Here is a 16639-nt window from a genome sequence, read left to right as displayed (position 1 = left end):
AAAATTTACTATATTATAAAGTATAAATCAGTTAAATGTTAGGTTTCCTAACATGAAAGGAGTGTCATATGAAGAAGATTGAAGCGATCATCCGCCCAGAGCAATTCCAACAACTCCGTACAAAGCTTCTAGAAATTGGAATTGATGGTTTGACCGTGTATGAAGCAGCGGGCTGTGGAAAGCAACGGAAAAAGCAAGGTGTTTTTCGGGGGAATCCATTTGAATTGCAACTCGAACCGAAAGTGAAAGTGGAAATGGTCATCCGCAAATCGTTATATGAACAAACGATCCAAGTCATCATCGAGGCATGTTCTACAGGACAGGTCGGTGATGGGAAAATTTTCGTGTCAGACATAGAAGACGTCTATCGGATTCGCACTGGAGAAAATGGAACACAAGCGATTATTTAATTTAGAGAGGATTGAATGAATCTTGAAGAAAAAAATCGTATTGTCTGCTTTCTTGTTCAGCAGTTTGCCAACCGTTACCTTTGCCGCTGAATCAAAGTCCATTCCAAGTATCATCCAATCCATCGATATGATGTGGGTCATGGTCGCAACCTTCCTCGTCTTCTTCATGCATGCGGGGTTTGCTATGGTGGAGACAGGGTTCACACGATCCAAAAACGCGCTCAATATTTTAATGAAGAATTTCCTTACAATGGCACTTGGAGCAGTCCTGTATTTCGCAGTCGGATATGGCATCATGTTTGGAGACTCAATAAGCGGATTGATAGGAAGCTCGCATTTCTTCTTATCAAATGCTGACAGTGAGATCGGTTTCTTCGTCTTCCAGGCTGTATTTGCCGCAACGTGTGCGACGATCATATCCGGCGCAGTAGCTGAACGCATGAAGTTAAGTTCTTATTTACTCCTTACCGTGAGCATGGTGGCTTTCATATATCCAGTGGTCGGGCATTGGGTTTGGGGAGGCGGATGGCTTGCAGAGCTTGGGTTCATTGACTTTGCAGGTTCTACCGTCGTTCACTTGACCGGCGCGACTGGTGCGATCGTTGCGGTTCTATTGTTAGGGGGGCGCCTTGGAAAATATGGAGATGGCCGAGTCAATGTCATCCCGGGGCACAACATCCCTTTGGGAGCTCTCGGCGTCTTCATTTTATGGTTCGGTTGGTTCGGATTCAATGCTGGGAGCAGTCTTGCCGCAGATCCTGATCTGGTACCAATGGTTGTCTCCACTACTCTCCTTTCCGCTTCAGCAGGAGTTATTTCAAGTGCAATCTACTCTTACATGAAGTTTAAACAGATGGACGCAACATTGACATTGAATGGAGCACTTGGAGGACTCGTCGGGATTACAGCTGGAACAGCGAACGTATCCCTTTTTGGTGCACTCATCATCGGGTTCGTTGCTGGGATCGTTTTAATTGAAGCCGTGCCTTTCATCGATCAAAAACTGAAGCTGGACGATCCGGTCGGTGCTATTGCCGTTCATGGGATTTGCGGTATTTGGGGCACGGTCGCTATCGGTTTCTTCGCTTTGGAAGGTGGCTTGTTTTACGGTGGTGGAATATCGTTGCTCGCCGTGCAATTCGCTGGCGTGGCAGCCGTCATCCTTTGGACCTTCGGAATTTCATTTTTGGCGTTAAAACTGATTTCAATCCCTGCTGGAATCCGTGTTACAGCAGAAGAAGAAATCCAGGGACTCGACTTCAGCGAACATGGTTCAACCGCTTACGATACGAGAGGAGAATCGTTTGGTCCAGCAAACAGTCAGCCGACCTTCGGCTATGGGCTCGTCAATCGATTGAACTCTCTTGGATCACCACAGAAACAGAACTCTTAAACGTGAAAAAAACCTGAGCCGTTACTTAAAACGACTCAGGTTTTCTTATGATCATTACTGTTTTTCTATTGGCGCATCCACTTTAACGGCATTCATATTTCGAAGGATAAAAGCAACTCCTACCATCAAGGCGATTGAAATCAACAGGGATAGTGTAATGCTCAGTGTGAAGCCTAAAATCAAGAATCCGATCGAGCTGATGACCGCTGCCAGGATTGCATATGGCAATTGCGTCATAACGTGGTCGATGTGATTACTTCCCGCACCTGTTGATGACAAGATGGTCGTATCGGAAATCGGTGAACAGTGGTCTCCAAATACGGAGCCAGCTAGAACAGCCGCAAGGACTGGTAGTAGGTACGTAATGTCCGTTGCTGCAGCAATCTCCCCAGCAATCGGAAGCATGACGCCGAACGTTCCCCATGACGTTCCAGTCGCAAATGCCATGATGCCTGCTATCAAAAACAAGAGGACTGGTAAGAATGCCAGGTTGATATTACCGTCAACGATACCAGCAAGATATTTACCTGTGCCGATTTCATCGATGATTGCAACAATCACCCATGCAAAAATCAAAATATAGATAGCCGGCAACATGGATTGAATACCTTTCCAGATCCCTATGCCGAAATGCTTACCAGGCAGTTGTTTCATCAAGAACAAGACGACAGTGACAGCCAATCCGAACAATCCACCATACACAAGGGACTTCGCCACGTCTGTGTTTTCAAACATGGAAAGCAAAGTCACATCTCCTTCAGTCGCCTGGGCACCTGTGTAAAGCATTGCTGCAACTGTCCCGACGATGAGTGCGATGATCGGCCAGATCAAGTCACCGACTTTTCCGCGATCACTTTCGGGCAGTCCAGTTTGCTCACCAGGAACAGCTTTGTTCTCAGGATCTAATACTTGCCCTTCCTTAATCGCACGCTCTTCATGCGTCTTCATTGAGAAGAGGTTGATGTTGAAAAGAGCAGTCGCAAATACGAGAAGCAACGCAGCTAGCGCATAAATATTCATCGGAATCATTCTGATGAATGCCTCTAGTGCTCCGTAATCAGCAACTTGATGTGTAGCTAGTATGCTTCCAATCAATCCGATGATGTACGCTCCCCAGCTGGATACAGGAGAGATGACACAGACTGGCGCAGCTGTGGAATCGATATAGTACGCAAGCTTGGCGCGTGAGATGCGATGACGATCCGTCAATGGACGACTGACGTTTCCGACCGCAAGTGAGTTGAAGTAATCGTCAATAAAGATGATGATACCGAGCACGATCGTCAGGATTTGAGCTCCGACGCGTGTCTTCACTTTTTTGATCGCCCATTCTCCAAATGCACGACTTCCCCCGGAAATCGCAATCAGTGACGTCATGATACCTAATAAGAGTAAGAACAATAAGATGAAGACATTCCATGTGTTAACTTCCCAGGCACCTGCATCGTTTTGAACGACGAACAGACCTCTCAGGATTTCAAAGATTTTCATACCACTCGCAGCAATATCAAAATCATTCAACATAAGCGCACCAACGACGATGCCTGTCCCAAGTGACAACAGCACGCGTCTAGTCAGCGCAACCATCAAGAGTGCCAATAATGGTGGTATTAGTGAGTATATTGTATTTTCCATTGGTTCGATGTTCCTCCTTAGTTTATCTATAAATAAGTCAGAATCGATGTAACAACCGGTTTTTCATTTTTAGGTAAAAATAAAAAAGGTAACGATAGATAGAAAATAACCTATCGTTACCTTTGTAACGGTTATCCCCCATCGATCACGTAGTTCTCCACTATTCCATCTTTCCCGAATAGTGACAGTGATACACCTGTTCGGTGCAACCCCAACCAGTCATTCATTGACAATCGTAACTGGTTTCGGCAATGAACCCTTTCGCTGATGATCATTGATGTCATACTCCCATCAGGCTACTTTTGTTCCTTGCTCCACTACCTCATCCGATGATAAGGTTTATGATATTATCTTTGCGCGCCATGTAATATTATAATAGAATTCCTATAATAATACAAGGGCTGCACCATTCGAGTCGTTTACTCCGGCTTTTTATCCTCTTTCTCATCTTTATTACTATCCGTTATCGGGACAGTCGGCTGAACCGAACCACCCGGACCATAATAGTCTGGCACCTCACCAGGTATGAAGTGGGACAATAGCATGATGTTCGTTTTGATTTCTTTTTCTTCTGTCTGGAATGGTACGACGACTTGTACTTTGACGACCACATGGATCCATCCTCTTAGTTTCGTATTATTGATACCAGAAGTTTGGGTCTCTTCGACCCAATCGGTTTGCACACTTCCGATTACACGGAAACGGACTGGGATACTTGGCCCCAAGTTTGCTAGTAAAGAGTTGTTCGTGGCCCGACCGAGAGGAATCTCGGTGACGATACCTGCTTGTTGTTCATTTTCCCTTTCCACATCGACATCTGCAAATCGATAGAAATCAGGTTTCTTACCCTGTTCAATTTGTTCTAAAAGCATTTGTACATTGGCTGTCGCTAAAGCTTGGATTTCATTGACTACCTGTGGATTTGTGGTCACACCAACGACTTTCCCATCGTTATCTTGGATGTTCACAATTAAGTTGTCTAGTTTTCCAGAGTCTACAATTCGGTTTTTGACCGCACTCTGTATCGCCAATTGCGCGATATCCTCTGTTTCCGTTTCGGCTATTTTCATGAGCGCAGGTTGAATGCCCCGATCGACGAGCCATAATGCTTGGGCGGTCAACAAGATAAAGATGATGAACGAAATGATGAAGACATATTGAAAAGGCAGTGGACCTCTTGCACGGGCCCGCCTTCGGATCCGCCACATAAAAATACCCCCTATCTATTGCTATATGTATGCAATGAACGGGGGTTGTATCGCTATTATTTTCAAAGGGAACATCATCATTGAGCCATTTTAAGCAAGGCTTCTCGACCTGTGGTACCAACTGTAATGCCCAGCGCTTCTGCTTCGAGTGTGACAGACTCTAATGGAGCATCCAGCAATTGATCCAGTGTTCGAACACCTACTGCTCGACCAGCAATGATTTTGCGCTCTGCTAATTTTTCGTTGAGTAAGGCGACATCTAGTGCGCCACACATGATATAGCCCTTATCGTTACTGATGGACATGAAATTTGTTTTTGGTAATGCAACTGTGACTCCAGTAAACAAATGCCCGTCAATCTCAATCGGGGTGACGGTAATCATCTTCCTCACGCTCCTTTTCCTTACTATGAATATGTCATAGCAGAATAAAGCGTGTTGGCGCTTTGCCTATCTTTCTAGGGTTTTTAATTTCCAGGCTATTACGTCGCGAAGCATTTCGGGCAAGTAGTAGGATTTTTGTTCCGCGTATGCCACAGAAGGCAATAATCGACCGAACGTAAACATGTCTACCGTCCCGATCGTGTAGATTCTCTCTTGATCAAGTGCCTCGCCATTGATCAGGATCCTGCGTACGTGATATTCGCCGTCTTCCATCATCTGTCCTTCCGTTTCCACACCGTCAAAAATCATCTGCCCAATCACTTTACCACGGAATCCTAGACCTTTGATCTCCAGATGGACAAGCTCTTTCGTCATAGCTTGATGAATCATTTCTTTCAAGTACTCTCCTTTTAAAAGGAGCTTGCACGGGTTGATCGGGTGTGGGCAAACCCTATGAAGATCCCCCTTCGTTACCGGGCCTTTTTCCAAAGGCTCTAGAAGGAGTCCGGCATTGATCATCCCGATTTCGGTATCACACCATTCACGGATCGTTTCGGCAAGCAACGTTGAAAAAGGTGATTTTTTGAACCACTCTAGTTCAAGCGGCTCATCCAAAACAGCGACGACCTCTTGAAGGTTTTCTCTCGCAGAATCCTTCAGCCGGTCGAGAAGCAGCTCACTCTCTTCATCTGGAGCCTGGTTTCGAACGTCGAACACTTCCGCTTTTATATGGTCTATTTTCCGTTCTTCTTCATTCCAATCGATCTCCATATGCCCGACATAGAGACCAAATTTACCCGCTTGCCCGACCGTTACACCTTTCGTAGAGTGAATGCCTTCAGGTAGAACGTGATGGGTGTGGGATCCGAGGATGATGTCCAGTTCCTCGACTTCTTCAGCTAATTGTTTGTCCGCTTCCAAACCAAGATGGGAAAGGAGTATGAGGAGATCAACCTCTCCTCTCACTTCTTCAGCATATTGTTTGATTGTGTCATAAGGATCGAGTACATCCCAATCCAACAATTCATAATACGCTTTGAACGGTGCCGTTGCAGCGATGACACCGATCTTCAGCCCGTTAGGCAACGTGTGGATGTCGTAAGGCTTTGCCCAGTGAGGCTGATCTCCATTTTTGTTTTTCAAATTCCCAAGAATGACTTGGAAGTTGGCATCGTCATATAAGGCATCGAGTTGTTCCTTAGAAAATGTGATGCCTTCGTTGTTCCCGATCGTCGCGTTCAAAAAACCAGCCTCATTCATGAGCTGCACATTACCTTGACCGTCCGTTCCTTCGGTCACTGGATGCACACGGTCAGCATGATCACCGATGTCGAAACGGATCACACACTCACCGTTCTGGTCATGGATCTGTTGCTGTTGCTTAAGAAAGCCCATTATTTTCGGCCACTGTTCAAGATGGCTATGTAAGTCATTCGTATGATACAGATGGAGCTTCATACGGCTCATTGTACCATCTCCTTTGATGATTCTAGTCATTTGTTCATTAGAAAAGATCAAGCTGTCTCGGTGCAAGTCCTTCATAATCGATGCCTAATAGGTCGATCATCTGTTTTGCATTGTCTGCGGCGTCTCCACCTGAGTTGTTGTTGAAAAGGACCGTCAAATCGTGACCCGGCTTATGGAGCTCGAGAAGCTTCTCTTTCCATTCTATGAGCTCATCCTCAGAATATCGATAAAGATATCGGACATCCCGCCAATCTTGGTTGCTCTTGCCCTTCTTTTGCCAACCATGGACATTTCGACCGTGAAACCGGATCAGCGTTTGGTCCGGATGAGTTGGTTCAAGGACTGTAGGTACAGAGCCGGTTCCAGCTTGGGGCTCATCACAAATACTGTGGATCCAGCCTTCCTCTTTCATGAATTCCAAGGTCCGTTGTTGAAATGATGGATGGAACCAGGATTGATGGCGGAATTCGAGCGCCACAGGGATATCCCCCATTTTTTCCTTCGCTTGTCGTAATTGTTCCACATTGTCCCGGTTACAATCAAACCACGGAGGATATTGGAAAAGCACCATCTTCAGCTTATGCGCTTCCTGCAAAGGTTTGATGGACTCTCTGAATAAGCGGAACATCTCTTCAGTACTTTCAAAAGGGATATCCCCTCTCGTATGTCCCGTCATGCCTTGATACGCTTTTACCACGAATGAAAAGCGCTCGGGAGTGTCCCTCACCCATTTTTGATAATTTTTGATGGGTTGAACCGCGTAAAAAGACGAATCCACTTCCACAGTCGGAAAGAAGCTGCTGTAGGTTTTCAATTTATCTGTTGATTTGATATCCGGCGGGTACAGCGAGTCATGATCTCCCCAACCCGTCACTCCAATCTCAATCATACATTCGTAACCTCTCATTTTCATATATTCGTACTTATATTTTGAGTTCTTCACGTAAAAAGTGCAAGTAATAGCAAAATAAAAAGAGCTCTTATCGTTTTAAGAGCTCTATCATTCTTCATAAGTTTCCAAAAGCAGCTATGCTCAGGGATATCAAAATCACAATCCCTGTCGCAAGAATGAAATATTGAATACGTAGCATACATTTCTAGCCCTTCGTGTTTAAGTCTCTTCAGAAAACTATTCGACTTGTCTAAACGATTGCTGTTCGTAGGGCTGTAAGAAAACCTTTAGATGCCACAAGCTGCAGAACCATTCTTTTGAAAGTACTTTTGGTGATATTCTTCTGCATCATAGAAAGTGGAAGCCGGTCTAACTTCTGTTACGATCGGCAGCTTATATACCGCTTGTTCTTTCAGAGCCGTAATTTTTCCTTCAGCCTCGATCTTCTGATCTTCATCTGTGTAAAAGATGGCGGAACGATATTGATGACCAATATCAATGCCTTGTCGATTCAAGGTAGTCGGATCATGTATTTCAAACAGTTTGTTCAGTAACTCAATGTACGAAATGACAGTAGGATCGAATTCGATCTTAATAACCTCAGCGTGTCCCGTGTTTCCAGCTTTCACTTGCTCATAAGTTGGATTTTCTAAAAGTCCTCCAGAATATCCGACTCGAGTTGAAACGACTCCTTCAATTTGCTCAAAGAACGCTTCCACTCCCCAGAAGCATCCTGCACCAAAAATTGCTGTAGCTGTAGTTGTTGCCATTACTCATCTGTCCTTTCAAAAATAACGAAACTTCCTTCGAGAGCTTGTAGGTAGAAAAGCGTAAGCACCGCGTCAAGTCACGAAGGTCACTGGAGATCCGACGAGGAGATTGTTTCCGCCGCAGGAGAATTGAAGTGATCCAAGTGACAAGGTGCTGAAGCTAGACATTATACCCAATATAAAAACCCTTTTCTTATCCAGTAAGAAAAGGGTTCGTTATGATCATAAACGATCCTCTCATCTTCTAGGATATTTGACTATCCTACAGGAATTGGCACCGTTCTCGTCAATCATAAGATTGATTCGATGGTTGCCGGGCATCAAAGGGCCAGTCCCTCCGCCTCTCTGGATAAGAAGTTTTCATTATTCATTTAAATTTGATTTAATTAGAATCTTACTACGATTCGGTAACGTTGTAAAGGATTTTTTCTCATAAAATTATATCGTTACATTAGCTTGTTCAGTAGTACATTTATATTATGAACATAAAGTAAAATGAGTGAATGCATTTGACATATTTTTTATTTGAACAAAATTTTTTACAAGCATACAGGCATTAATTTGATAAGAAAGACCTCGGAAGACCCGAAGTCAATTAATCAAGCAAAACATTTTGAATTTGAGTTTAAGACTGTTTTTGATCTTGATTTACCATGTCCTAATTATTATCTTTATTTTTTTTCAGACCTTCAATTACTCTTTTATACAACTCATTTTCCTCTTCCTTCTCTTTTTCCTTTAAGTTAAACCAAAGTTTTTCTTCTGGGGTCAAATTGAAAAATTTCTCCTTGTTTGATTTCTCATCACTCATTAACGGAATCATCATTTTTACCACCCCTTAAATAATTTTGAAAAAATCCATAATTCAAATTTGGAGAAAAATAATGTTTTCTTTTTATCCAAATAAAACCATCACCTTTAGTAATTACTGCAACATCAATTGGTCCACCCACAGTTTCAGTATCAATCGAAATTCTTCTTTTAAACGATGTAAGATTTACCAATGCTTCTGCCATTTCTGCAATTTCTTCTTTCGGCAAGAAATCAACAATCTCGACTACTGGTGACGAATACTGACTATTTTGAAATGAAGATATCTCATGAAATATTTGTCTAATGATTTCCATACCCAAGTCCGATAATTCAGAAACTTCATTTGATGAGAATTGAACACTGGTATTTTCTTGAATTATTTGTGGAAGCTTTGAAAAAATATCTCCAATTAAATTTTGTATATTTTCTTGTAGTACCGGATCCATACCTTTCATAAATGAATAAACCATTTCTTTTTGAGCGAATGGTATTACTGCTGAGGACGGTTTATCATTATCTATAGATATTTCACACCCATTTTGTTGCTCTAATTTGAGTGTGTTAAGTACAAATCCATCAGTTTTAAATTCATACAAACAAGGAAATAATTCATCTTCTCCATAACCAGAAATAACCAATCCTGATGATCCATTAGTAAAATAATTTCTTCGTACCGCTTCAAATGCCAACTCCATTAATATTACTCGAGTAGAGCTATCGATGTTAAACAGTACTTTCTCCTTAATTACACTTTCAACTACCTCTGAGTGTTCACGTGTAAAATCATCTAAATTTATTTCCAATATGATGTGATTAGTATCCCTTAAATGATCTAGATAGTTTTTAACACTGTTTTCTAAATGATCCTTAACTTGATCTTCAGGAATTCTACGCCCCTGTATTAACTCTTCTTCAACTATAGTTTGAACTTTATTAATAACAAAATTAAGTACTTCAGAAAATGTTCTACCTACAACTTTTCTTTCAGTATTTACATTCTTTAATCGGTCATCACTAGATATGTATTTTATAAACTCCTCTTGGTATGTTTTTAATTTATCAAATTTTTTCATCCCAAGATGGCTTCTAAAGGATTTAATTATTGTCTCCCAAGGAATTTCCATAAAACTCGCTCCACCGTATATCATTATTCCAACCGGATGAAATTTAGATAATGAAAAAAGCTTGTTTGCAGAATTATACACTTTTCTTGCGCCAATCGTGACCGCACTATCAGCTGCGAGAGCAACTCCAGAACGGTTGAGAATACTTACTTCCGCTGTCATAATCTCTCCCCCCTTTAGTAATAAATAAATTCTATATATTGTTATTTTTTCCTGCTACACATTTCAGAATATCAATAAAGTCTATTATACATTTTACCTATCAATATTTTTGGAAAATTAGAATACATAAAAAAACCCTGGCATGAATCATGCCAGGGTTCTTCATCATTTTTATCCGATTGAGCCTTCCATTTCGAATTTGATCAGTCGGTTCATTTCGACTGCGTATTCCATTGGAAGTTCTTTTGTGAATGGCTCGATGAAGCCCATTACGATCATTTCTGTTGCTTCTTCTTCAGAGATTCCACGGCTCATGAGATAGAAGAGTTGCTCTTCTGATACCTTAGAAACTTTCGCCTCGTGCTCAAGGGAAATGTTTTCGTTCAGGATCTCATTGTATGGAATCGTGTCAGAAGTAGACTCGTTATCCATGATGAGCGTATCACACTCAACGTTTGCGCGAGCACCTTGTGCTTTACGTCCGAAGTGTACGATACCGCGGTAAGTTACTTTACCGCCGCCTTTAGAGATGGACTTCGATACGATCGTAGATGACGTATTCGGAGCTAAGTGAATCATTTTCGCACCAGCATCCTGGTGTTGACCTTTACCAGCAAGTGCGATGGACAATGTCATACCACGTGCGCCTTCACCTTTCAAGATGACTGCTGGGTACTTCATCGTCAGCTTGGAACCGATGTTTCCGTCGATCCATTCCATCGTCGCGTTTTCTTCCGCTACAGCACGCTTCGTAACGAGGTTGAAGACATTGTTTGCCCAGTTCTGGATCGTCGTATAACGGCAATATGCGTTCTTTTTGACGATAATCTCAACGACTGCACTGTGTAGTGAGTTCGTTGTATAAACTGGAGCTGTACAACCTTCAACGTAGTGTACAGAAGAATCTTCGTCCGCGATGATCAATGTACGCTCGAATTGACCCATGTTTTCTGAGTTGATTCGGAAGTACGCTTGTAGTGGTGTATCACACTTCACACCTTTTGGAACGTAGATGAAGGAACCACCAGACCATACTGCAGAGTTCAATGCTGCGAATTTGTTATCAGATGGAGGTATTGTTTTCCCAAAGTGCTCTCTGAACAGCTCTTCGTTCTCTTTAAGAGCAGTATCAGTGTCTTTAAAGACAATCCCCATGTTTTCAAGGTCTTCTTGCATGTTGTGGTATACAACCTCAGATTCGTACTGAGCGGATACACCAGCAAGATATTTTTGCTCTGCTTCAGGGATACCTAGCTTATCAAACGTACGCTTGATTTCTTCTGGTACCTCATCCCAAGAGCGTTCAGATTTCTCAGACGGTTTAACATAGTACGTGATGTCATCGAAGTTCAATTCTTTCAAGTTACCGCCCCATTGAGGCATAGGCATCTTATAGAACTGTTCAAGTGATTTCAAACGGAAATCGAGCATCCATTGCGGCTCATCTTTCATACGGGAGATTTCTCGTACGATTTCTTCCGTCAATCCGCGCTTGGATCTAAAGATCGAAACGTCTTTGTCTTTAAAACCATATTTATATTCGCCGATCTCTGGCATTTTCTTAGCCATCGTTCAATCCCTCCTTAAAGGATACATACATCCAGAGCCAGTTGAGTACGTAGTATCTATACTTCCATTGTAAGGTGCATGGATACAAAAGACAACCGGGCTGGCTTTATTCCTCTTCGTTCTCTTTCTGTTCAACACTCTTCTCCAGTGCTTTCCAGGCGAGAGTTGCACATTTGATACGTGCAGGGAACTTCGATACGCCTTGAAGAGCTTCCAAATCACCAAGATCAAGATCGCCTTCATCGTAATCGTTTCCAAGCATCATCTCAGAGAAGATTTTTGATATTTCTAGTGCTTCGTCAACCGGAAGTCCTTTGATGGTTTCTGTCATCATGGAAGCAGAAGCGAGGCTGATGGAACAGCCTTCCCCTTCAAACTTCGCATCCTTGATTTTCCCATCTTCCACTTGCATGGATACTTGAATCCGGTCTCCACATGTCGGGTTGTTCAAATTGAACGTCAGCGCGCCATCATCTTCCAACTCCCCGCGGTTACGAGGATTTTTATAGTGGTCCATGATGACCTGACGGTATAGCTGATCTAAATTAGAAGACATGACCAAAATACTCCTTTGTTGTCTTTAGTCCATCGATCAGAGCATCTACATCTTCTTTCGTATTATAGAGGTAAAAGCTTGCTCTAGCAGTTGCTGTAACATCCAGCCATTTCATCAATGGTTGTGCACAGTGATGTCCGGCACGAACGGCAATCCCTTCTGCATCCAGAACGGTTGCAACATCGTGTGGATGAACATCATCGATATTGAATGTAACAAGCCCTGCTCGATTTTTCGGTCCGTAAATTTTCAAGCCTTCAATAGAGGACATACGGTCCATCGCATAAGTGACGAGTTCATGTTCAATCTTCTCGATTTCAGAACGTCCAACCTGTTCCAAGAAGTCAATCGCTGCGCCCATTCCGATTGCGCCTGCGATGATCGGTGTACCGCCTTCAAACTTCCAAGGCAGGTCCTTCCAAGTAGATTCATACAGACCTACAAAGTCAATCATTTCACCGCCGAATTCAACGGGCTCCATTTTCTCAAGAAGCTTTTTCTTACCATAAAGTGCACCGATGCCGGTTGGCCCGCACATTTTATGAGCAGAGAAAACATAGAAGTCGCAATCAAAATCACGAACGTCAACAGGCATGTGAGGTGCTGCTTGTGCACCATCCACGACCATGACTGCACCTTTTCGGTGAGCTATTTCTGTAATTTCTTTGATCGGGTTGATCGTTCCTAGAACATTCGATACGTGCATGATCGATACAATTTTAGTATGTTCTGTAATTGTATTTTCAACATCGTTCAAATCGATTGTTCCATCCTCTTGAAGAGGAATGTATTTAAGCGTTGCGCCTGTTTGTTTCGCAAGCTGTTGCCATGGAATGATGTTACTGTGGTGCTCCATCGGTGTGATGACGATTTCGTCACCTTCACCGACGTTTGCACGACCGTAACTTCCGGCAATCGTATTCAGTCCTGTCGTCGTTCCTCTTACGAAAATGATTTCTTCCATTGAGGAAGCGTTGATGAATCGACGGACTTTTTCACGTGCACCTTCATAACTGTCCGTGGCACGTGTCCCTAACGTATGCACACCGCGGTGAACGTTAGAGTTGTCGTTTTTATAATAGTGGTCGAGGGTTTCAATCACCGATTTCGGCTTTTGAGATGTTGCGGCACTGTCCAGATAGACAAGTGGTTTCCCATTTACTTCTTGGTCAAGTATCGGGAATTGTTTGCGAATGTCGTTCGCAATCATTTCGTTACTTTCCCTTCAATGACTTCCACTAACATCTTCTTAACGCCCTCGATCGGTAGTTGTTTAACGACTGGTGCAAGGAATCCGTGAATGACAAGACGTTCCGCTTCTTGCTTGGAGATCCCTCTACTCATCAAGTAGAACATTTGGATCGGATCCATGCGTCCGACAGAAGCTGCGTGTCCTGCTGTAACATCGTCCTCATCAATCAAGAGGATCGGGTTCGCGTCACCACGTGCTTTGTCGCTCAGCATAAGAACGCGTTCTGTCTGTTCACTGTTCGCTTTCGTAGCACCGTGTTCGATTTTTGCAATTCCGTTGAAAATGGAGCTTGCGCTATCCTTCATAACTGCGTGTGCAAGAAGTTGAGCGTCTGATTCTTTACCCCATTGGTTCACTCGGATGACGAAGTTTTGCTTTTGCTCGCCACGTCCGACAGAAACGGTTTTCGTATCTGCATAGGATCCGTCGCCAACAAGATTCGTTGTGTTATCTGAAACTGTGTTTCCGTCGTTCATCTGACCGAGCGCCCATTCAATCTTTCCGTCACGCTCGACATGTCCACGACGGTTTACGTAGGTTGTAATGCCTTTTGCGAAGTTATCAACCGCTCCGAATTGTACACGTGCATTCGGACCAGCATATACTTCTGCAACAATGTTTGCTACGGAAGCTTGATCATCGCTATGAGAAAGGTAGTTTTCAACATACGTAACGGAACTGTTATCTTCTGCTACAACCAGTACGTGGTTGAACAGAGATGCTTCTCCATCTTCTTGAACGAAAACAGATTGAAGTGGTACATCAACTTCAACGTTCTTCGGTACGTATACGAAAACACCGCCGTTCAATAGTGCAGCGTGTAGCGCTGTCAAACGGTGCTCATCGACTTTCACAGCTTGATTCATGAAGTATTTTTTTACAAGGTCGCCATGCTCTTGGACAGCAGTTGCGATATCTGTAAAAATAACACCCTTGTCTTTCAAGTCTTGTGAGAACTGTTGGAAAGCAGGAGTCGAGTTACGTTGTACGATGAAGTTATCCGTACGATCCTCTTTCCCGATCAAGTTCAGTATATATTCAGGAAGTTCATCGACTTTATCAACTTGTGGTGCGTCTACAACATGTTGAAATTGAGTGAAATTCCAGTTGTCGATCTTCGTTTTTTCCGGCTTCGGCATCGGTAGGCTTTCAGCCAGTTCCAATCCACGAAGACGAAGTTCCGTTAGCCATTCTGGTTCATTTCTTTGTTTCGAAAAGTCACTTACATATGATTGATCGAACGCAATCTTCGTTTCCACTGACATATAAATCCTCCTTCAAAGCCTATGCTTGTTCTACAGTTTCGTCTTCAATTCCAAGTTCATCTTTAATCCAGTCATAACCTTCTTCTTCTAGGCGTTGTGCAAGTTCAGGTCCACCGGATTTCACAATACGTCCTTGCATGATTACATGTACTTTGTCAGGTGTAATGTAGTTCAATAGACGTTGATAGTGCGTGATGATCAAGCAACCGAAGTCTGGGCTGCGCATGTCGTTGACACCTTTGGATACAACTTTCAATGCGTCGATATCTAGACCAGAGTCGATTTCGTCAAGGATTGCGATTTTTGGCTCAAGCATGAGCAATTGAAGAATTTCATTACGCTTCTTCTCACCGCCAGAGAAACCTTCGTTCAGGTAACGTTGAGAGAAGGACTCATCCATGTCAAGAAGCTCCATTTTGCTGTCCATTTTACGGATGAACTTCATTAGGGAGATTTCGTTTCCTTCTTCACGGCGTGCGTTGATAGAAGAACGTAGGAAGTCTGCGTTCGTAACACCGCTGATTTCACTTGGATATTGCATCGCAAGGAAAAGTCCAGCTTTCGCGCGCTCGTCTACTTCCATTTCAAGTAGATCCTCACCATCGAACGTCACTTTTCCGTCTGTGATTTCGTATTTCGGGTGACCCATCAATGCAGAAGCAAGTGTAGATTTACCTGTTCCGTTTGGTCCCATTACCGCATGGATCTCTCCACCGTTTATTTCAAGGTCAAGACCTTTAATGATTTCTTTTCCTTCAATGGAAACATGTAGATTTTCGATCTTAATGTTTGGTGCAGTCATGACTTAACCCTCCAATTTCGTATTTCAATCATTTTTACTCCATCTAACATTGTAACGAAAAACAATGGAAAAATGAAATATTCCTGATTTTTTATTTTTGTATGAAGAAAGCTGACTGACTTTCTTCAAGTAAGTATAATGGTTGCTTTGACTTCACCTGTCGGTTCGTCTTCACCAAGTTTACTTTTCGCCTCCAGCATAAGTGCAACTAAGGTTCAAACTTCACCTGTCGGTTCGTCTTCACCAAGTTTACTTTATCATCATTCTAATTTTAAAACAAATTAAAATTATTCTCAACAGAAGTATTAAAAAATGCCTTGTTTTTAGAATCTAATTGAGAATGACTGTTGCTTATTGAAAGTAACACCCCTCGTATGTTTCTGCTGTGTAAGGGTATGTAAAGTGTGCCCCTGATCTATTTTCGGCATTAACAAGCTTTCATAAACCTGATAAGGATTCAAGATTTCCGGTCTTGCGGGGTGCAAAACTTGAGTTTTCTCGTTTTCGGGGGGCGCAAGAGCCTCTTGCAGGGTGCGATATCCGAGTTTTCTCGTTTTCGCGCTCCGAAAGAGCCTTCAGTAAATATAAAAGGACCTTATCTAGTGTGCGATAAGGTCCAAAAATATATGAGCTCATTTCTTGTGACGATCTTTGCTGTAGCTTGATTTTTCTTGTAGCTTATGACTTATTGACTTTCCCCGTAAATTCGCTAAGCATTTGTTGACTTCGCTTATACTCCTGCTCACGTTTACGTTCGATTTCCATACGCTTCTCTAGGCTGCGTGCATATTGCGCATAACCTATTCCGTGATTTTGGTGCATGGCTTTCTCCATTTCACCGGTATGGTTCGTGTCAATCTGATGGATAATGAATCAATCCTTTCGGGTTTATTCAATAATATTTTCACTACAGATATTACCCTACCAGTAATTTGATT

General features: G+C 42.8%; 16 protein-coding genes and 2 riboswitches. Of the genes, 2 read left to right on the top strand and 14 right to left on the bottom strand.

Annotated elements, in window-relative coordinates; all coding sequences use genetic code 11:
* The first annotated feature begins 68 nt into the window (after positions 1-68).
* Positions 69-410 (top strand): P-II family nitrogen regulator, encoded by a 342-nt coding sequence (locus tag ACXQIQ_RS16320; RefSeq protein ID WP_439301312.1) that lies wholly within the window; start codon positions 69-71, stop codon positions 408-410.
* 22 nt (positions 411-432) lie between these two features.
* Positions 433-1803, top strand: coding sequence for an ammonium transporter (locus ACXQIQ_RS16315; RefSeq protein ID WP_439301313.1), 1371 nt, complete (start codon positions 433-435; stop codon positions 1801-1803).
* 54 nt (positions 1804-1857) lie between these two features.
* On the opposite strand, the gene ACXQIQ_RS16310 is transcribed toward ACXQIQ_RS16315, so the two are convergent.
* The 14 genes from ACXQIQ_RS16310 to ACXQIQ_RS16245 form a co-directional block, all read right to left on the bottom strand.
* On the bottom strand, positions 1858-3438 hold the full coding sequence (locus tag ACXQIQ_RS16310; protein ID WP_439301314.1) for a Na+/H+ antiporter NhaC family protein: 1581 nt from the start codon (positions 3436-3438) through the stop codon (positions 1858-1860).
* A 142-nt stretch (positions 3439-3580) separates the two neighbouring features.
* Positions 3581-3766: riboswitch (Lysine riboswitch) on the bottom strand.
* Between the two features lie 91 nt (positions 3767-3857).
* On the bottom strand, positions 3858-4646 hold the full coding sequence (yunB, locus tag ACXQIQ_RS16305) for a sporulation protein YunB (protein WP_439301315.1): 789 nt from the start codon (positions 4644-4646) through the stop codon (positions 3858-3860).
* Between the two features lie 77 nt (positions 4647-4723).
* Positions 4724-5029: a YunC family protein gene (locus tag ACXQIQ_RS16300; RefSeq protein ID WP_439301316.1), complete on the bottom strand. Its 306-nt coding sequence runs from the start codon at positions 5027-5029 to the stop codon at positions 4724-4726.
* 66 nt (positions 5030-5095) lie between these two features.
* The gene (locus ACXQIQ_RS16295) at positions 5096-6496 is read right to left on the bottom strand and encodes a bifunctional metallophosphatase/5'-nucleotidase (RefSeq protein WP_439301317.1); all 1401 of its coding nucleotides are present in this window, start codon (positions 6494-6496) and stop codon (positions 5096-5098) included.
* 37 nt (positions 6497-6533) lie between these two features.
* Entirely contained in the window at positions 6534-7385 is an 852-nt protein-coding gene (locus ACXQIQ_RS16290; protein WP_439301318.1) for a DUF72 domain-containing protein, read from the bottom strand.
* Positions 7386-7675: 290 nt separating this feature from the next.
* Positions 7676-8158, bottom strand: coding sequence for a peptide-methionine (S)-S-oxide reductase MsrA (gene msrA / locus ACXQIQ_RS16285; RefSeq protein WP_439301319.1), 483 nt, complete (start codon positions 8156-8158; stop codon positions 7676-7678).
* A 234-nt stretch (positions 8159-8392) separates the two neighbouring features.
* Positions 8393-8514: riboswitch (SAM riboswitch) on the bottom strand.
* 302 nt (positions 8515-8816) lie between these two features.
* Positions 8817-8984 (bottom strand): hypothetical protein, encoded by a 168-nt coding sequence (locus ACXQIQ_RS16280; RefSeq protein WP_439301320.1) that lies wholly within the window; start codon positions 8982-8984, stop codon positions 8817-8819.
* Positions 8962-10257, bottom strand: a complete 1296-nt coding sequence (locus tag ACXQIQ_RS16275; RefSeq protein WP_439301321.1) for a hypothetical protein — start codon at positions 10255-10257, stop codon at positions 8962-8964. Before ACXQIQ_RS16275 ends, ACXQIQ_RS16280 begins: the two co-directional genes overlap by 23 nt.
* Positions 10258-10428: 171 nt before the next feature.
* A complete protein-coding gene (gene sufB, locus ACXQIQ_RS16270; protein WP_439301322.1) occupies positions 10429-11826 on the bottom strand; it encodes a Fe-S cluster assembly protein SufB in 1398 nt (465 codons plus the stop codon).
* A gap of 106 nt (positions 11827-11932) precedes the next feature.
* Positions 11933-12382: a Fe-S cluster assembly sulfur transfer protein SufU gene (sufU, locus tag ACXQIQ_RS16265; protein WP_226547077.1), complete on the bottom strand. Its 450-nt coding sequence runs from the start codon at positions 12380-12382 to the stop codon at positions 11933-11935.
* The gene (locus ACXQIQ_RS16260) at positions 12372-13592 is read right to left on the bottom strand and encodes a cysteine desulfurase (protein WP_439301323.1); all 1221 of its coding nucleotides are present in this window, start codon (positions 13590-13592) and stop codon (positions 12372-12374) included. Before ACXQIQ_RS16260 ends, sufU begins: the two co-directional genes overlap by 11 nt.
* Complete coding sequence (sufD, locus tag ACXQIQ_RS16255; RefSeq protein ID WP_439301324.1) at positions 13589-14899, bottom strand: Fe-S cluster assembly protein SufD; 1311 nt, start codon at positions 14897-14899, stop codon at positions 13589-13591. The genes ACXQIQ_RS16260 and sufD overlap by 4 nt, the downstream gene beginning before the upstream one ends.
* Positions 14900-14918: 19 nt before the next feature.
* Entirely contained in the window at positions 14919-15701 is a 783-nt protein-coding gene (gene sufC / locus ACXQIQ_RS16250; protein ID WP_439301325.1) for a Fe-S cluster assembly ATPase SufC, read from the bottom strand.
* Between the two features lie 678 nt (positions 15702-16379).
* Positions 16380-16523: a hypothetical protein gene (locus tag ACXQIQ_RS16245; RefSeq protein WP_439301326.1), complete on the bottom strand. Its 144-nt coding sequence runs from the start codon at positions 16521-16523 to the stop codon at positions 16380-16382.
* Positions 16524-16639 lie beyond the last annotated feature (116 nt).

The sequence above is a fragment of the Pseudalkalibacillus sp. Hm43 genome (assembly GCF_054170705.1).
The sequence above is the reverse complement of the archived record's forward strand: the minus strand, read 5'-3'. Positions and strand labels throughout refer to the sequence as shown.